Origin of the sequence: Paenibacillus sp. FJAT-26967 (assembly GCF_001541095.1) — a bacterium.
GTDB lineage: Bacteria > Bacillota > Bacilli > Paenibacillales > NBRC-103111 > Paenibacillus_F.
Window position 1 is genome coordinate 876,203 of sequence record NZ_LMXH01000002.1, and the last position, 16,559, is coordinate 892,761.

The following is a 16,559-nucleotide window of genomic DNA, read 5'->3' on the forward strand; positions in this document are numbered from 1 at the left end:
ATTGCCTATGTTTAGAAACAAAATGGACTTGCGAATCAAAATGGCCATTCTCCCATTTACCGACTTCCAATTCTACAGACGCGATTATATAGCTGAAATCGGACAAAGCAAATCGACTCCGGAATATAAGAATTATATGAAGAAAACATTCATCAAAGACTTGCTGCCCGCGCTTCACCAGACGGAACGCGTTGAGCAGCTGGATGAAATCGAGCTGCTTGCCGAGAAGTTCTATTCCTACCGGAGTGTGACGGAGTGGACAGAGAGGGGGGCGCAGCCGGAGCGGTTTTATATGCAGCGGCTTAAAGAATTAAGCCGGTTGTTCTTAACCCACCGCAACGGCAAGGTAGCGTTAAAGTACTGGGAAAGCACGGATGAGAAGCAGAATGCCAACAGCATGTTCTCCGCTTACCGGGGGATCTACAAAGTAGCGTTGTGGAACTCACTTAACCGTATGATGTGCACCGACCTGATGGTCATGATTTACCTGTTGTCGAACGGACTGGAAGACGAGCATGTGCTGGGTGCCTATCATGCCCTTGTGTACCTGCCGGACACGCAGCTGGAGCGGGTGCTGGACAAAGGCGTCGCGGAGACGCACCTTCATCTGTCCGCAAGCGGCCAGTTTAGTTTGAACTGGCAGCAAATTATGGCCCCGGTCAGGTCCGGCCAGAGGAAAGCCGACGAGCATCATACGTATATCGACCGCCTAACCGGCCGGGATCCTGATCTTCAGCTGTACACGCTCGCGGCTGCAAGCGTCCGTCTGCTGCTCGGGTCTTATCTACAGAGCATAGAGGGCCACCGGATTACAGCCAATAGGATGCTGCCGGATTATTTACAGGACCTAGACTCGGTTGGTAAAACCGGCGCTGGCGGGATTAAGCCGTTCATTCGTCTCGTTGAATTCTTCTACGCAGGTTCAAATTTAAAAGAACACGGTTATGACGAGAAGTCTCTGCAAGAGTTATTCGAGGATGTAAGACATGAATTAACAGGCGGGACAGCCCGCAGCGACCAGCCTCACCGTCTATGGTCGGAACGAATGGCGGCTATGGACAGCCTGTACCCGATCTTTGGCGCTCACGCTCATACATCCCTGGAGAACCTGCTCTTATTCCGCTCTCTGAGGTATATGCTGCAGCAGCCGGCTGACAGGTTGTTCACGAAGCTGTTCTGGCAATATATCCGGATCAAAAATCAGCAGTTTACGAGAGCGGTACAGCGTAACCATATCCGCGGATTGCCTTATTTCCTTGACTATTTCGACAAAGCGACGGATCGCAAAATAAGCGAAAACAACTTGGAATACTATGGATTTATGCTCCATCATCAGCTGCAAAATCCTCATTTGAAGAAGCTTGAAATCCGGATTGCGCCACCAAAGAAGGGCAGCGTCCAAGAGATGAAAACAGAGGCAGCCGGCAAACTGCTTTCTTTTTTCAAAGCGTACCAGCAAATTTTGGAGGAAAAAAACGAGGCTCAACAGGGAGGTTTTGCCCCTCTTGCAGGAATTATTTATCACTTCATTAAAATGCCGGATGAAAAACATCAGGAAAAATGCTGGTTCGATTACAGCGAGCAGGATAGAAACAAGGAAAAGCTAAGCTTCAAAACGAATCAGATCAATTATGAACGGCAGATGATTGCGGTCAGAGAACTAAGGGAACACATACCCGGGCTCGCAGATTATATTGTCGGTATTGATGCGGCTAACCTTGAAACCGCTGCGGAACCATGGGTGTTTGCCCCGATCTTCCGTCAGGCGCGCAATAGCGATACGCATAAATTGGTGTACCCGGGCTATCCTCTGCGTAAAATTAGCAATCTGGGTCTAACCTACCACGCTGGAGAAGATTTCAGACATATGCTGACAGGGCTTAGGCATATCCATGAGGTTATCGATCATTTTCAATTCAGAGCCGGTGATCGGATCGGGCATGGGATGGTACTCGGAGTTGAGGTCCGGAAGTGGGCGCTTCGTAACCGGGTAGTGATTCTGCCAAGAGTGGAGTATCTGGAAAATCTCTTGTGGGTTTGGGGGATGTGCAGAAGCGGCCACAAGTTGACCGATGTGGATGTCGCAGCGCTGGAACATAAAATTGTCTTATTGGCAGAAGGGATCTATCCTTCCACGAATGGGATTACCGTTTATCTGCTGTGGAAAGCTTATCAAAGTAAGTTTGCATGGATAGGAGAGAGTATGAACAAGGTCGACGATTCAACGCGGGATGCCTGGTTCTGCGAGCAGCTAAGTCCCGGTATCCAGTGGACGGAAGATATGCTCCGCCATACATATCATTGCAAGTGTTTTATGAACCGGATGCAGGAGCCGATCGAAGTGGAAATCACTTCTTATGAGGAAGTCCTCATACATGAGGTTCAACAAATTGTTCTTCGTAAAGTAAGTTCGGATGGGATAATTATCGAAACGAACCCGACCTCCAACGCCGCGATCGGGGAAATTGAACATATTTTTGAGCATTATATTCACAATTTAAACCGCAGAGGTCTTCCGGGCAATCAGCAGCCGGGGGATAGCGTCATGGTTTCGATTAATACGGACGACCCGGTCGTATTCAATACGAACATCGATAATGAATTCGCCTATATATTTTACTCCCTGCACGAAAAAGGATATGCAAGGGAAGACATTCTCGGCTGGATTGATCATGTGAGAGAGATGGGGCTGACGAGCAGCTTTATAGAAACCAAACAAATCCCCATCCCGAATCTTATCAGGGAAATGACAGCAATTATCAGCAGTCTTGAGGAATACCTATACGGATCTTAAACTAAATAGCGGCTGGCTAATTCTCCTTTGGAGAATTACAGCTGCTATTTTTTATGTGCTTTGCCCTTCTTACAGCACGGATTATCAAGAATCCGCATGTAACTTCTAATAAAATGAAGGAGTCAGCGAATAGAAATAGATGGGGGAGCGCACGATGGATGTTTATGAACGGATTCAGCAGTCGGTTCAATACATAGAGAGTCATCTTCAGCAAGATCTTCAAATAACCGACATTGCCTCAAAAGCGTTTTATTCCGCTTTTCATTTTCAGCGATTGTTTCATTCTATAACGGGATTCTCAGTGCATCAGTATATCCGGAGGAGAAGATTAACGGAAGCGGCTGTCAGCTTATTGGAAGACAGGAACTCTATATTGGAAATTGCTTTATCTTATCAGTACGGCTCACAAGAAGCATTTACCAGAGCATTCCAAAGTATGTTCGGGCTGAGTCCGGCCCAATATCGTCAGGCAAGCTTCAGAAACGGACAATGTCAGCAAGCGATCAACCTTCTGGATTATAAAACTAAGAGCGGAGGAGATTTCTATATGTATAAACCCGAATTCGCCGAGCTGGATTCGATCCGGATAATAGCCCGAGAGTACCAGACGAATCTTAACAATGAGAAACATTACAAGGAGATACCGGGATTCTATGAGGATTTCGGAAGAAAAGAGTCTTATTTGAACATTCCCAATCAGGCAACTCCGGGCATGGCTTACGGGATATCCGCGCATTTTCAGGACAACGGTGATTTTACCTTTATGGTGGGTGAGGAAGTCTCTTGCTATGAATCCGAACTGGCAGAAGATTTTGTCCGTTTTACCATACCGGCAGGCAAATATGCCAAATTCAAAGGAGACGGACCCGCGGGACATGTTGCCGATATCCGGAATTTTATCTATGGAACTTGGTTTCCGAATTCCAATTATGAGCGGAGAGAAGGACCGGATTTCGAAGTGACCGACGTGATGCGCTCCTGTCCTGAACATATGGTCATAACAATTTACATCCCGCTTCTTTAGCGGAAAGTTAGAAGGAGAGATTATCGATGTCCTCTCCTTCAACGGCGGGTACAGTTAGCCGGCGGAACTTATACTTGTCCTTGCGCGGCAGGGAGAGTAATATCGGCGGTCGTACCGATCCCCAATTCACTCTGAAAATCAATCCGGCCTTCATGAGCCGCTAGTATTTTGAAACAGCTCATAAGGCCTAAGCCAGTCCCGCGCTCTTTAGTCGTATAGAAAGGTTCCCCGAGTTTGGCAATGCGGTGTGCCGGAATCCCTCTCCCTTGATCTTGTATACGGATATGGACGGAATCTACTTCCCGCGTTACCTCTACGGTAATCGTGCCGCCACTGGACATTGCTTCGATAGCGTTTTTCAATAAATGAATAAAGACCTGTTTTAATTGAATTTCAGAGCAGTATACAAGCGGACCCCTTTCCGTGGTAGCGGGAAGCAGTCGGATCTTAACATCCCGGAGGCTGGCTTCGGAATTCAGCTGCAGAATCGTTTGGCTTAGCATCGTTCTTACATTCATGGCTTGGAAATTAGTGGTTTGAGGATTGGCAATCATCAGAAATTCATTCACGATATAATCAATCCGGTCGATTTCGGCCAGCATGACTTCATAGAATTCGCGCTTTCCCTGGTAACCGGACTCTAGCAGCTGAAAAAAACCGCGCATCGTCGTCAGCGGATTCCGGATTTCGTGAGCAATGCCCGCAGCCAAATGACCTACCATATTCAGTTTGTCGGTCTTAATCAGATGGTCCTCCGATCTTTTCTGTAAGGTAATGTCACGGGAAATACAAGCGTATGCAGAGACAACGCCGGACTGGTTCCTGACAGGAAAGACAGTTAAGCTTATATGGATGATCCGCCCGTCTTTACGCTGTCGCTGCGTTTCATAGCCCACTACGTATTCGCCCCGGTCAATCTTGGTGAATAACTCGTCGAACTCGGCAGTTTTAAAAGAAGGTATAACAGGAAGAGGCTTCCCGATCAGTTCGGCTTCCTTCCATCCGTATGTTGCCTCGAACGCCCGGTTTAGACGAAGGACCCTCCCTTGCGGATCGGAGATATCCATGCAATCATAACTGGACTTGAACAACCATTCAAAAACATCCAGCGAATTCATCGTTTTCTCTGCTTCCGGATAGAGTCTGTGTAGAAGTTGAAGTTGGTTCTGTTCCGTAATACTCACTTCTTGAATCTGTACCAAGTATACAACCGTTTCTCCATCCGTTACCGGAACCGTGCTGACCTGCTCTAAGCGCCAATACTTCTCCTTGGAGTAATGGCGGATGACGGGATGAAAGTGAGTGCTTTCTCTAATTAACCTGCTCCAAAAATCCCCCGCAGAATCATCCTCCATAGTAAAAATCTTTTGCAGCGGCGTTGCCGCTAATTGCAATAGACTGTATCCGGTCATTCGGATAAAAGAAGCATTTACCAGAATCCATTCTCCGTGATGGGATATAAACGCTAATCCGATAGCCGCATTATGAAAAGCGTGTGTACAAAGGGGATCAGTCGTAATCAGGCTGGAATAGTCAGGTTTGGATTCGGGCAAGGATGGTCACCTCGGGAAATAGTTATAGTTTCAAAATTCGATAACAAACGAATAAACCCTTTTAACAAATGTTGACAAGAATGATTTTACTGAACAGAACGCCCCTGACCCGCTTCCCATTACAAGCTCTGGATAAGAAAAAGACCATGCCACGAGTGGTATGGTCTTCATGTATTAAGTGATGAAACTAGCCGATTTATGCGAGATGCCCGTCCAGAATTCCTGCGGGTATTTTTTGAAGTTATTTCTCGTCATCAAGAAACTTCTTAACTACCCGGTAAAACCCGTTAAGATCCGTAGAATGAATATCATGACCGCACTCTTCAAAGACGGCCAGTGTAGTGCGTGGTCTTCTTGTGGTCATAAGTTCGGCCTGCTGTAAGTCCAGTGCAAAACTCTTGCGGCCGTGAATCAGCAGGATAGGACAGGCAGAGGAGAGCCAGTCGTCCCACCACACGCCGTTAATGTGCTGTTGAGAAATTCTCATTCCTTTCAAATCAGTCCGGAACCCCCAGCCTTTGTCATCTTCAAAGACACTTTCGGAGAAATAATCGATGGCTTTAAGACCCGCCTGCTTGAGTGACTCTCTTAGATCGTGAAGGGAAGCGGAGCGGCTTGGAAGCTGATCGGCAAAGGATAGATCGGCGTTAATCTCTACGCCGATGTCCTCTACGATAACTGCCTGGACCAAACTCGGATAACGAGAGGCAAACTGATAAGCGTTAACGCCGCCTAGTGAGTGACCGAGCAGAGTTACAGGTTGTCCGCCCAGTTCACCGCGGATCAGATTTAGAATATCTTCCACGTAGCTGTCTCTTGAATAATCCCGATCGGGGGGATGCTGACTCCAGCCATGTCCACGCTGGTCTAATCCGATAACATGCCGGTCTGGAAATCTGGCGGCTACTTCTATAAAAGTTCTGGCATCATTCATATGTCCGTGCAAGAGCAGCAGTATGTTTCCCTCTCCGCCGAAGTCAAGATACGAAAGCTTAAGGCTGCCCGAGTTAAAATACTTTCTTGTCGCGAATCGGTTATCCTGAGAATGTAACATGTAAATTCCTCCTCTTCATTTCACCTAACAGACTGGACTCTTAACGTATCTTAACAGATAATAGTGACAGGAATTGTCATAATTAAAAAATGGAGAATGCCATGTCCAAATCGAAAAGACTGATGGAGTTAATGATGGCGGTCAATCAGAAACGCAAGTTTACGGTGAGGGAACTTGCGCAAGAGTTTGGCGTCTCGCAACGAACAATCCTGAGGGATTTACAAGAATTGAGTGAACTTGGGGTGCCTTTATACTCGGAAGTGGGACCTCATGGCGGCTACCGGATACTGAAGGAGAGGCTGCTGCCTCCAATCGCTTTTTCTGAGGAAGAAGCCTGCGCGATCTTTTTTGCCATTCATTCGCTCCGGCATTATTCCTCACTTCCTTTTGAAGCGGAATCGTCTTCGGCATTAAGCAAATTTTATTCGCGTATGCCGCATGATACCCGGGACCGTATGGATCAAATGAAGAACCGCGTTGATTTTGTAACCCCATACAGACAGGCAATCTCACCGCATTTATCTTTTCTGCTTACCGCAGCCATTGAGCAGAAATTTATACGCATCGATTACGAGTCCAGGCAGAACCGCTCAAACAGGGATATCCAACCGGTTGGCATATACACAAGGCAAGGACTCTGGTACTGTTATGCCTATTGTTATCCAAACGCTGATTATCGTGTGTTCCGGTGCGACCGGATTCATTCTGCCGTTTCTTCGGACTTAGAACCGGTGGATCTCCGGGAGGTTCACCTGGAGAACAGGGATCTGAAGAACCTGGCTGGGCAAGAAAGGCAAGATAATCTCACCGTCTATGCGGAATTGACCCGAGAGGGCGTTCAGGCGTGCGAAGCGGAACCGTGGCCGGAACCCGTGCTCCATACCCGGCAGGATGGAACCGGCTGGCTGGAAGGGAATGTTGCGAAGAAGGACCTTCCGTATTTTGCGAAGTTTTTCATCGGCTTAGGCAAGGAGGCAAAAGTGACGCAACCTCCGGAACTTCTGGACTGTCTCGGGCAGTATCTCGCTGATCTCAGGGCCCAATATATGGACTGACCAGATATGCGACCAGAGAGATGCCATTCATATTCTCCTTGTCCCCCCTAGCAGGTGCTGGTAAGATCAGGTTATTAGAAGGGAGCTCCTCTCTATTCAGGCGAACTTTATTCAAGCTTCCCTCCAGGAAGGAGGAATTGGTATGGGATCTTTAGATGGAAAAATTGCGATTGTCACAGGTGCAAGCCGTCGCCAGGGAATAGGCGCTGCGGTTTGCCGTTTACTGGCGCAGGATGGGGCCGATATCTTTTTTACCCATCTGTCTACGTATGACACAAATGTAGCCCTCTATGAGGTTGATGAGAACTGGCCCGATGTCTTCACGGGCGAGCTGCAGAAGCTCGGGATTCGAGCGGGGCATATGGAGCTCGACATCTCGCAGCCTGATGCGCCCGAGAAGCTATTGAACAAGGTGGAGGCTGCTTTCGGGGCGCCGCCTACTATTCTTATCAATAATGCCACGTACAGTGTAGATGCGGATTTCCGTGAGCTCAGTCCGGCCATACTGGATGAGCACTGCGCGGTTAACGTGCGGGGAACTTGCATGATGTCCGCTATGTTCGCACGCCGTATTGAGGGCAGACATACAGGCCGTATTGTGAACCTGGTTTCCGGCCAGGATAAGGGCCCCCAGCCTGGAAACCTGGCCTATGTGGCGACCAAGGGAGCCATTTCCGCATTTACACGCTCTCTTGCAGCCGGTCTGGCCGAGCACGGAATTACGGTAAATGCGGTAGACCCGGGACCGACCGATACGGGTTGGATAAGCGATGATCTGCGGGCGCAGCTGCTGCCTCAGTTTCCATTGGGCCGTCTGGGCGTTCCGGACGATGCGGCTCGTCTGATTGCTTTTCTCGCAAGTGAAGAAGCCCGCTGGATTACCGGGCAAATCATCCATTCGGATGGAGGTTTCAGGTAACTAACAAGAGGACAGGAGCCTGTTATATGAACAACACCCGTGATTCCTTAACACCTCAAGTACAAGCGTATTTGAATAGAATAGGCTACGCAGGTCCTATCGACGGTTCAGCCGAAGTGCTTGCTGATTTGCAGGAATGCCATCTCCAAACAGTTCCTTATGAGAATTTGGATATTCTAAACAGCATACCCATATCGCTTGAACGGGGGGCGCTTTATGATAAGATCGTCATGCGCCACAGGGGAGGATACTGTTTTGAACTCAACGCTTTGTTCGGATGGCTGCTCCGCGAACTGGGCTACGCCGTTACGGACTTCATGGCCCGCTTCTGGCGCGATGAGACGGATACGCCTCCTAAGCGGAGGCATCATGTGCTCCAAGTGGAGGCGGAAGGACGCCTTTATTTGTGTGATGTAGGCGTGGGCGGCACAGTTCCCCGCAGACCTATCCGGATGATTGAACAATTGGAGCATCCGCAAGGGGAAGAGTGCTACAAATTGGAGCGGCACGCGGAGTATGGCTGGATGCTGCTTGAACTTCATCGCGGACAGTGGAGAAGACTGTATTCTTTCACAGAGGAGCCGCAGCTCCCCAAAGATTTTCTTATGGCTTCTTTCTGGTGCGAGCATGCGCCGGATTCGATTTTTACCAAAGAAGCTATGCTTGCCATGCGGACACGTGAAGGCCGCAACACCGTTGCCGGTCAAGAATTTCGTATTTTCTCGGGAAAAGATGTACATTGTTTTACCCCGCAGACTCCGGAAGCCTATGACGAAGCACTGCACATTTACTTCGGTATCCCGTTAGCATCCAGATAAACCGGTAGTCTACTCCTTGACTGTCAGCTTTCATTACAATCCTATAAATTTGCAAACTGCTGACTTTCGGGTTAGCAGTTTTTTTGATAGGAAAAATCAGGTTTCGTCAAAGGTTCTATAAAAGTTAGAACTGATCTGTTTGGCTGCTCTTTGATAGAATCAGAAGTAAGAGTTGGCAGTCTCTATACAGCTCTGAAGAGGGGGAGAGATATGACGGATCAGAACTGGACGGCGAAATATGCAAGGGGCGTGTTTTCAAAATTAGCTGCTTCGGGTTCGCTTTTTCTCCTCTATGGGATCGTAATCATTTTTACTTCCGGATTTGATTTGGTTGGAGTTTCTGAAGCGATCCGTATGAGGGTCTGGTGGGCAATTTTTTTTGGATATGCAAATGGTTTTTCCCTTATAGCGGATGTGATTATTTGGAGAACACCAAGCGAACGGAAACAAATAGCGAGCCTTCTGCTTTATATTTTGGGAGGATTCGCTCCGTTCTTACCTTTCTTATCCGATAATGTTTGGCTGTTTATGTTTGCAGGCATCTTGGGGGTAGGAAGCTCTTTAATCTATTATGGCATTCTTAAATTATGCGAGAGACTCAAATTCCGGGAGATTGCCTCAGGCTCCCTACTCATTCTTGGTTTGTTAGTGGCGGCAGCCCGGACCGATTTTACAGTCACCGAGGAATGGACCGAAGTCAGGTCGGAGACGTCTTACGAAGCTGAGTTCACTTATTTGAACGGATACAAAGCAGTGCCGATCGATATAACTAAAGGGCAAGAGCTTGAATTCACGATTACATGGGGAATGGCAAATGGAGGCAACGGATTTCATGTGCTTGATGAAAAGGACCGATATGTGGGGTTGGAGAATGCAGACGACAAGAAGTATAAAATACGGGCAGGACGAGATCAGCGATACCGTATCATTCTAACGGGAAAGAAACTGAAGGGCAGTGTCCGAATAACATGGACGATACAACCGGCTTCTTCAAGCAGCTGAACGTACACGAGCATTAAGACTGCGCTTAACGCGGTCTTTTTTGCGCTGCAAGAAAACTCCTTCAAATTATGGCTTTATGTCTAAAGAAGGGCGTATTTTTGAGTGAATGTGTCGCAATTTATCTCGAACAAGATTATGATAGGGATATATATACTGGGATGGGGGTTTAATATGCATAGCGCATCAGATGGACAGAATGATTTTTACGAACAGCTTTATTTATGCGCTCCCATGGGTATCGCTAAGTTATCTACAGACGGCCGTTTCCTGCAGGTCAATCCCGCTTTATGCCGGATGCTCGGTTATGAGGCGGACGAACTGCCCGGGAGTCATGTCCGGAACCGCGCAGATATGAATGCTTTTATACCCGTTAGCTCAATGGACATTAATGAAAGCATTTCTCATAAAAGGCTGGAATTTGAACTGCTTCACAGAGAGGGCCACTCCGTTCGATTAGCCGCAGAGCTTACGCTCATAAGCGGACAGGAGGAGGGGGCAGACTCTTACTATATAGCTTACATCCGGGAAACCGGCGGGACTGAAGCAGTCGGGTCCCCTGAGAATCATCAGCTGTACGAGCTGATCGCTAACCAAGCCCACGAGATGATTTATATCTCATCGCGGGAAGGGATTTGCCTGTACTGCTCCCCTTCGGCTACAAAGGTTCTCGGGTATCGTCCGGAGGACCTGATTGGGCGAAATAACTATGAACTTTTTCATCCTGATGATCTCAAAATTATTCAAGATAAAACCAAGGATAGTGAGTCACTGCTCCAATATCGCTTCCTTCATAAGAATGGGCACTATTTGTGGCTGGAAACATCCTTCCGGTTCGTAACGAGTAATCAAGGCGAGAAGAATTATGTTCTGGCGGTCGGACGTGAGGTAACCGAGCGGAAGCATCAGGAAGATATTCTGGCTGAAGCTATGCGCGTAGCAGCTGTCGGAAGCTGGGAATGGCGGGTGCAGGAGAATCATGTCACGGTATCGGATCAAGTTTACCGGATCTATAACCGGAGCAGGAGGGCAATGGACGGACGGCCCTTTGAGCTCTCTGATTTCGTCGAAGAGAATGACAGAGAGCCGTTAAAGGCACTGGTGCAGAAGGCGTTGGAAGGGCATGATCTGAGCTACGAATACCAGTACGTAAGGAAAGACGGAAGTGTTCAATACCTTCATCTGCGCGGAGTCGTTTCATTTGATGAGAACAGCAAGCCGATCCGGATGAACGGGACGGTACAGGACGTTACGGATCGCAAACATGCAGAGTTCAAGCTTCAGGAAACGATCGAAAGATATACATCGCTTAAAAAATACAACCATGATGCAATCTTTTCTCTCGATCTGACCGGTCATATCATGAATGGGAATGTAATGGCGGAGAATCTGACCGGTTATAAGATAAGCGAACTCTCCGGAACTAGTTTCTCCGAGTATATCGGTGAGAATCAGTTGAAGCTCATTCTGAGCGATTCTCTGCAGGACAGTTCCCTCCAGAACCAAATTGAATGGATCAAACATAAGAATGGACATGTGGCGGAAATTCTAAGTAACATTGTCCCGATTATTATTAACAATATTAAAGTTGGCTTCTATGTGATTGCCAAAGATATTACGGAACAAAAAAAGCTTCTGATTGCCAAGGAAGCGGCCGAAAGCACGAATAAAGCCAAGAGTGAATTCCTGGCCATGATGAGTCATGAAATTCGCACGCCGATGAATGGCGTAATCGGGATGACGGATCTCCTGATGGAAACGACAGTTCTGGACAACCAGCAGATGGAATATCTTGATATTATCCGTAAGAGCGGTGATGCCCTGCTGAAGATTATTGATGATATTCTTGATTTCGCGAAGGTGGAATCCGGTAAGACCATTTTGCAGGAAGACGCTTTTGATCTTCGAAATTGCGTTAGTGAAACTGTGAGCCTGCTTTCTGCCAAAGCCGAAGAAAAGCGGCTCAAAATTAGCTGGCAAGTATCTTCTGATGTTCCCAAGCAATTGATCGGAGACTCTGACCGGCTCAAACAGGTATTGATAAATCTGATCGGGAATTCCATCAAGTTTACGTATACGGGCGGGATTGGGGTGTCCGTCATCAAGCTTGACCAGGATGCGGAGAAGGTTAAACTCAAATTTGTCGTTAAAGATACGGGTATCGGTATTCCGTATGATCAGGCAGACCAACTCTTCGAGCCTTTCTATCAGCTCGGGAACTTTATGACCCGCAAATTCCAGGGGACAGGCCTCGGACTGGCGATAAGCAGGAAGCTTGTCGAGCTGCTGGGCGGTGAGATCTGGCTGGAAGAATCGAGCGAATCGGGAGCTTCTTTTGCGTTTACCGTCCGGTTAAAAGCCGTTCAGGCGGAGCCTCTTGCATCTACCGGCGATTGCGGGTCAGAAGCGGAAGAACATCAGACCAAGAAGCTGAATATCCTCGTGGCTGAAGATAATGAGACGAATCAATTTGTGCTCCGTAAAATGCTGGAGAAGCACGGGCACCGCATCCAGGTGGCAAGCAACGGGAAAGAAGTGCTGCATGCTGTGGCTTATGAATCATTCGATCTGATCTTCATGGATGTGCAGATGCCTGTGATGAACGGGCTGGAAGCCGCTCAAATGATTAAGGATACGATCCATGAGGACAAGCGTCCCGTGATTGTGGCTGTAACCGCGAATGCACTCAAAGGGGATCGGGAATCATACCTCCAAGCAGGAATGGATGATTACATCGCTAAGCCGATCAAGAGTCAAATGATTGCGGATATCATTCAAAAATATTTCTGAACATGATAACTCTGTTCGTATAGTAAGACAGAATAATGGCAAACAAGTAAAGACGGCCCTTTTCAATGACGTGATGTCAGAAGCGGCCGTTTTTACTTTTTCGTACACAATGACATTCTGGACTATAAATTCAATATGACAAAGGTTGTCATATATCTCCGGTATAGTTAAAGGAGAAGTGCGAAACTCAGAATGGAGTGAAACCATGGAAGCCAGGCAATCATTACGGGGTAAAGTGGCGATAGTCGCAGGAGCTACGCGGGGAGCGGGGAGAGGGATCGCGGCTATGCTGGGCGAAGCCGGGGCAACCGTGTACTGCACAGGCCGCAGCACTAGAGGGAACCTCTCCAGTATGAATCGGTCTGAGACTATCGAGGAGACCGCCCATATTGTAACAGCGGGCGGAGGCAGAGGGATTGCGGTCCGGACCGATCATACGGTAGAATCCGATGTGAAAGCATTATTTGACCGGGTTCAAGAGGAACAGAACGGACAACTCGACCTGCTAGTTAATGACGTCTGGGGCGGAGATCCTCTTACAGAGTGGGGCACGCCGTTCTGGCGGCATTCGCTGGATAACGGTTTACTCATGCAGCAAAGAGCGGTTCACTCGCACATGATGACGAGCTATTACGGTGCCCCTATGATGACGGCCCGTAAGCAGGGGCTCATCATCGAGATTACAGACGGGATAGATTACCGGTACCGGGGGAATCTGTACTACAGTCTGGCCAAAATAGCTGCGATTCATCTTGCCGCCGCCATGGCCGTGGATTTGAAACCTTACGGGGTAACTTCCGTGGCTCTTACACCGGGATTTCTCCGTTCCGAAGCGATGCTTGATCACTTTGGCGTAACGGAGAGTACATGGCATGAAGCGGCTAAGATTGAGCCGCATTTCCTTATGTCCGAAACGCCGGTATATATCGGCCGTGCCGCTGCGGCTCTGGCTGCGGATCCGCAGGTCCATGAGAAAACAGGGCAGGCGCTTAGTACATGGGGACTGTCTGAAGAATACGACTTTACCGATGCGGACGGGAACCGGCCCCACTGGGGCAGGTACGCCGCCGAGAACGGGTTCTAAGAAGACACGCGGCCGGTTTTACTACCCCAGAACGAGCCAAGAAGGAGTGAGCCCGATGAGAGCGGACAGGCTTATCGCCATTCTGCTGGCCTTGCAGAATAGAGGCCGTATGACTTCCCGCGAGCTGGCAGACAAGCTGGAAGTATCCGAGAGGACCATTCACCGGGATATGGAAGCACTCAGCGCTGCAGGAATCCCGGTGGTGGCCGAGAGGGGAAGCCATGGCGGATGGACCTTGCCGGAAGGTTACCGGACGAATCTGACCGGAATGAAAAGCGGCGAGATGAAATCGCTCATGCTCGCTCATCCGTCCGGTCTGGTCCATGACCTCGGGATGAGAGGAGCTTTCGACGATGCGTTCCAGAAGCTTCTGGCGGCCTTCCCATCCTCCCTGCACAGGGAAGCGGAGCTTGTAAGGCAGCGCATACACATAGATGGCGCAGGATGGCGCCAGCCTGAAGGACAGCTGCCTTACCTGTCTCTTATACAGGAGGCCATCTGGGAGGAGAGACTTCTGCGTATCCAATATCGACGCGGGGATGATATTGTGGAGAGGATCGTTGAACCATTGGGCCTTGTCGCCAAAGGAAGTATCTGGTATCTGGTGGCCTCAGTAGAAGACAGTACGAGGACCTACCGTATTTCACGATTAGCGGATGCGGCTGAGCTGAACGAGACGTTCGTACGTCCGGAGTCTTTTGATCTAGCCGCTTACTGGGAGGAATCGACCGCTGCTTTCCGTTATAATCTGCCTCGTTATCCGGCTCGTCTGCGGCTTAAGGAACGGACGCTCCAGCGTTTGGCGGCTCAGTGGTATGTGAATGTTCTTCAATCTTCGCTTGCTGAAGACAACTGCCTGATAGTGGAGGTAGAGTTCCGCACTTTGGAGTCGGCATGTGAAATTGTGCTGGGCCACGGGCGGAATATTTATATAATCGAGCCGCCGGAGCTGAGGCAGCGCGTTCTTGAGGAAGTGAGAGCCATAGCATCTCAATATGAATAAGGGAGAAAGATGAATAAGGATGCCGCCATATAATGGCGGTTTTTTGTAGTATTTTTAGCGTATAGTTCATTATATCGACTTAATTATTCCTTATTATAAAGAGATATTATTGTTTTTATGAAACATTTGTTTCGTTATAAACTTTTTCCGGTTAAGTTCTTAATGAATTTGATCTATACATAGAAAAGGTTGTGACAACGTGAGGAAGAAGCAAATCATCTATTCCACCCTTATTACAGCGATGTTGATGGCATCGACAGCATGCGGGAATGGGAACCAGGCAGGAGAAGCCGATTCAGACAAAGGTGCAGCGCAAGAGAGCAGTAAGCCAGCCGCTTCGGTATCGCCGTCTCCAGCCCCATCCAATACACCTGCTGCCGGGAACAAGGATACTGTTCTCAATCCGAACATAGCGGAGCAGTCTAAAGGCAAGGTAGAGGTTGTGTATACAAACAGCAAACCGGGATATACCCATGATATGAACGGGTTTAAAGTCAATATTGAAGAATATCAAATTGTTAAGGTTACGGGCATGAGCAAGGAGATGGCCATCCCTTTTAACGATCAGACGGACGGTTACGTGGTGACCGCCAAAGTAAACATGGATAACGGTACAGGCAAGGCTATGTATTATCCGACGAATAAGTACCGCTTGCAAGTCACGAGCTCGGATTTTATATCGGCAGATTTGAACCGGACGTTCGTTAAGAAAGAGGATCAATTGAAATCCAAGGTCGAAACAGAGGCCTCGAAATATGGAGCAGGCGAGAAGCTAACAGGTTATGTTACATTTACGCTGACGAATGATGAATTTGATGCGCTCAAAAAAGTAAAACCCAAGTTCGTAATTGAGGGTGGCGCTGCAGATAACAAGGAGTTCAAAGGCAGTTTCAAAGGAAATGCCACATTTGACTTTATTATTGGGGAGGATCAGAAGCAGGAGGCGGAAGCTTACTCCAAATTTTACCCAGACCGTTTGGTAACGGATAATATGGCGGATAAGAAGATGATTTTCGAGAAAGCGGGCATGAATGAAACCAAACAGCTAAGCGGTGTCAAAGTAACGATTGAAGGCGTCCAGTATACGGAAATTACTCCTACGCCGGATAACAAAGAACGCTTCAAGAACTTCGGAGACAACGGAATCGTGGCACTTACTGTCAAAATCAAGCTCGATAACCAGTCAAGTGAGAATTTGCTTCTTAACAGTATCGGTTCCAAAGTCCGGATTGATGAGAATCGCGGCAATGTGCTGTCTCAAGGCGGCGTAGAACCAAGCGCACCTAGTGAGCTTGCAGCGGGAGCACAAGGGGAGAAGCTGCACGTATTCCTTATGAGAAAAGACGAATTTGAGACGTTCAAAAAATTCGAACTGGAATTCGGACCGTTCCGCGGCAAAGACGGCAAAGATATGTTCAACAAAGAGACGGTCCAATTCACTCTTCCCAGATAAGAAGTAATGCCGA

12 protein-coding genes are annotated in these 16,559 nt (G+C 48.2%); 10 read left to right on the forward strand and 2 right to left on the reverse strand.

Annotated elements, in window-relative coordinates; genetic code table 11:
• The first annotated feature begins 7 nt into the window (after positions 1 to 7).
• Both AR333_RS13995 and AR333_RS14000 read left to right on the forward strand, forming a co-directional pair.
• A complete protein-coding gene (locus tag AR333_RS13995; protein WP_068775950.1) occupies positions 8 to 2,794 on the forward strand; it encodes a hypothetical protein in 2,787 nt (928 codons plus the stop codon).
• Positions 2,795 to 2,948: 154 nt separating this feature from the next.
• On the forward strand, positions 2,949 to 3,818 hold the full coding sequence (locus tag AR333_RS14000; protein ID WP_068775951.1) for an effector binding domain-containing protein: 870 nt from the start codon (positions 2,949 to 2,951) through the stop codon (positions 3,816 to 3,818).
• A 68-nt stretch (positions 3,819 to 3,886) separates the two neighbouring features.
• Here AR333_RS14000 and AR333_RS14005 read toward each other — a convergent pair whose 3' ends face one another.
• Together AR333_RS14005 and AR333_RS14010 are read right to left on the reverse strand one after the other, a co-directional pair.
• Positions 3,887 to 5,371, reverse strand: coding sequence for a PAS domain-containing sensor histidine kinase (locus tag AR333_RS14005; RefSeq protein ID WP_068775952.1), 1,485 nt, complete (start codon positions 5,369 to 5,371; stop codon positions 3,887 to 3,889).
• A 241-nt stretch (positions 5,372 to 5,612) separates the two neighbouring features.
• A complete protein-coding gene (locus AR333_RS14010; RefSeq protein WP_068775953.1) occupies positions 5,613 to 6,425 on the reverse strand; it encodes an alpha/beta fold hydrolase in 813 nt (270 codons plus the stop codon).
• A 101-nt stretch (positions 6,426 to 6,526) separates the two neighbouring features.
• On the opposite strand from AR333_RS14010, the gene AR333_RS14015 reads away from it, so the two are divergent.
• The 8 genes from AR333_RS14015 to AR333_RS14050 all read left to right on the forward strand — a co-directional run bounded on the left by AR333_RS14015 (position 6,527) and on the right by AR333_RS14050 (position 16,546).
• A complete protein-coding gene (locus AR333_RS14015; protein ID WP_068775954.1) occupies positions 6,527 to 7,480 on the forward strand; it encodes a YafY family protein in 954 nt (317 codons plus the stop codon).
• Positions 7,481 to 7,622: 142 nt separating this feature from the next.
• Entirely contained in the window at positions 7,623 to 8,399 is a 777-nt protein-coding gene (locus AR333_RS14020) for an SDR family oxidoreductase (RefSeq protein WP_068775955.1), read from the forward strand.
• A gap of 26 nt (positions 8,400 to 8,425) precedes the next feature.
• Positions 8,426 to 9,217: an arylamine N-acetyltransferase gene (locus tag AR333_RS14025; RefSeq protein ID WP_068775956.1), complete on the forward strand. Its 792-nt coding sequence runs from the start codon at positions 8,426 to 8,428 to the stop codon at positions 9,215 to 9,217.
• A gap of 210 nt (positions 9,218 to 9,427) precedes the next feature.
• A complete protein-coding gene (locus AR333_RS14030; protein WP_068775957.1) occupies positions 9,428 to 10,219 on the forward strand; it encodes a hypothetical protein in 792 nt (263 codons plus the stop codon).
• Positions 10,220 to 10,390: 171 nt separating this feature from the next.
• Positions 10,391 to 13,006 (forward strand): PAS domain S-box protein, encoded by a 2,616-nt coding sequence (locus AR333_RS14035; RefSeq protein WP_068775958.1) that lies wholly within the window; start codon positions 10,391 to 10,393, stop codon positions 13,004 to 13,006.
• Between the two features lie 205 nt (positions 13,007 to 13,211).
• Positions 13,212 to 14,090, forward strand: coding sequence for an SDR family oxidoreductase (locus AR333_RS14040; RefSeq protein ID WP_068775959.1), 879 nt, complete (start codon positions 13,212 to 13,214; stop codon positions 14,088 to 14,090).
• Between the two features lie 55 nt (positions 14,091 to 14,145).
• Positions 14,146 to 15,093: a YafY family protein gene (locus AR333_RS14045; protein WP_068775960.1), complete on the forward strand. Its 948-nt coding sequence runs from the start codon at positions 14,146 to 14,148 to the stop codon at positions 15,091 to 15,093.
• A gap of 199 nt (positions 15,094 to 15,292) precedes the next feature.
• A complete protein-coding gene (locus AR333_RS14050) occupies positions 15,293 to 16,546 on the forward strand; it encodes a DUF5068 domain-containing protein (RefSeq protein WP_068775961.1) in 1,254 nt (417 codons plus the stop codon).
• Positions 16,547 to 16,559 lie beyond the last annotated feature (13 nt).

What these genes read in the sequence shown, in the direction of transcription:
- AR333_RS13995 (WP_068775950.1), top strand. Translation starts at nt 8, where the DNA reads ATGTTTAGAAACAAAATGGACTTGCGAATCAAAATGGCCATTCTCCCA.
- AR333_RS14000 (WP_068775951.1), top strand. Translation starts at nt 2,949, where the DNA reads ATGGATGTTTATGAACGGATTCAGCAGTCGGTTCAATACATAGAGAGT.
- AR333_RS14010 (WP_068775953.1), bottom strand. Translation starts at nt 6,425, where the DNA reads ATGTTACATTCTCAGGATAACCGATTCGCGACAAGAAAGTATTTTAAC.
- AR333_RS14015 (WP_068775954.1), top strand. Translation starts at nt 6,527, where the DNA reads ATGTCCAAATCGAAAAGACTGATGGAGTTAATGATGGCGGTCAATCAG.
- AR333_RS14020 (WP_068775955.1), top strand. Translation starts at nt 7,623, where the DNA reads ATGGGATCTTTAGATGGAAAAATTGCGATTGTCACAGGTGCAAGCCGT.
- AR333_RS14025 (WP_068775956.1), top strand. Translation starts at nt 8,426, where the DNA reads ATGAACAACACCCGTGATTCCTTAACACCTCAAGTACAAGCGTATTTG.
- AR333_RS14030 (WP_068775957.1), top strand. Translation starts at nt 9,428, where the DNA reads ATGACGGATCAGAACTGGACGGCGAAATATGCAAGGGGCGTGTTTTCA.
- AR333_RS14035 (WP_068775958.1), top strand. Translation starts at nt 10,391, where the DNA reads ATGCATAGCGCATCAGATGGACAGAATGATTTTTACGAACAGCTTTAT.
- AR333_RS14040 (WP_068775959.1), top strand. Translation starts at nt 13,212, where the DNA reads ATGGAAGCCAGGCAATCATTACGGGGTAAAGTGGCGATAGTCGCAGGA.
- AR333_RS14045 (WP_068775960.1), top strand. Translation starts at nt 14,146, where the DNA reads ATGAGAGCGGACAGGCTTATCGCCATTCTGCTGGCCTTGCAGAATAGA.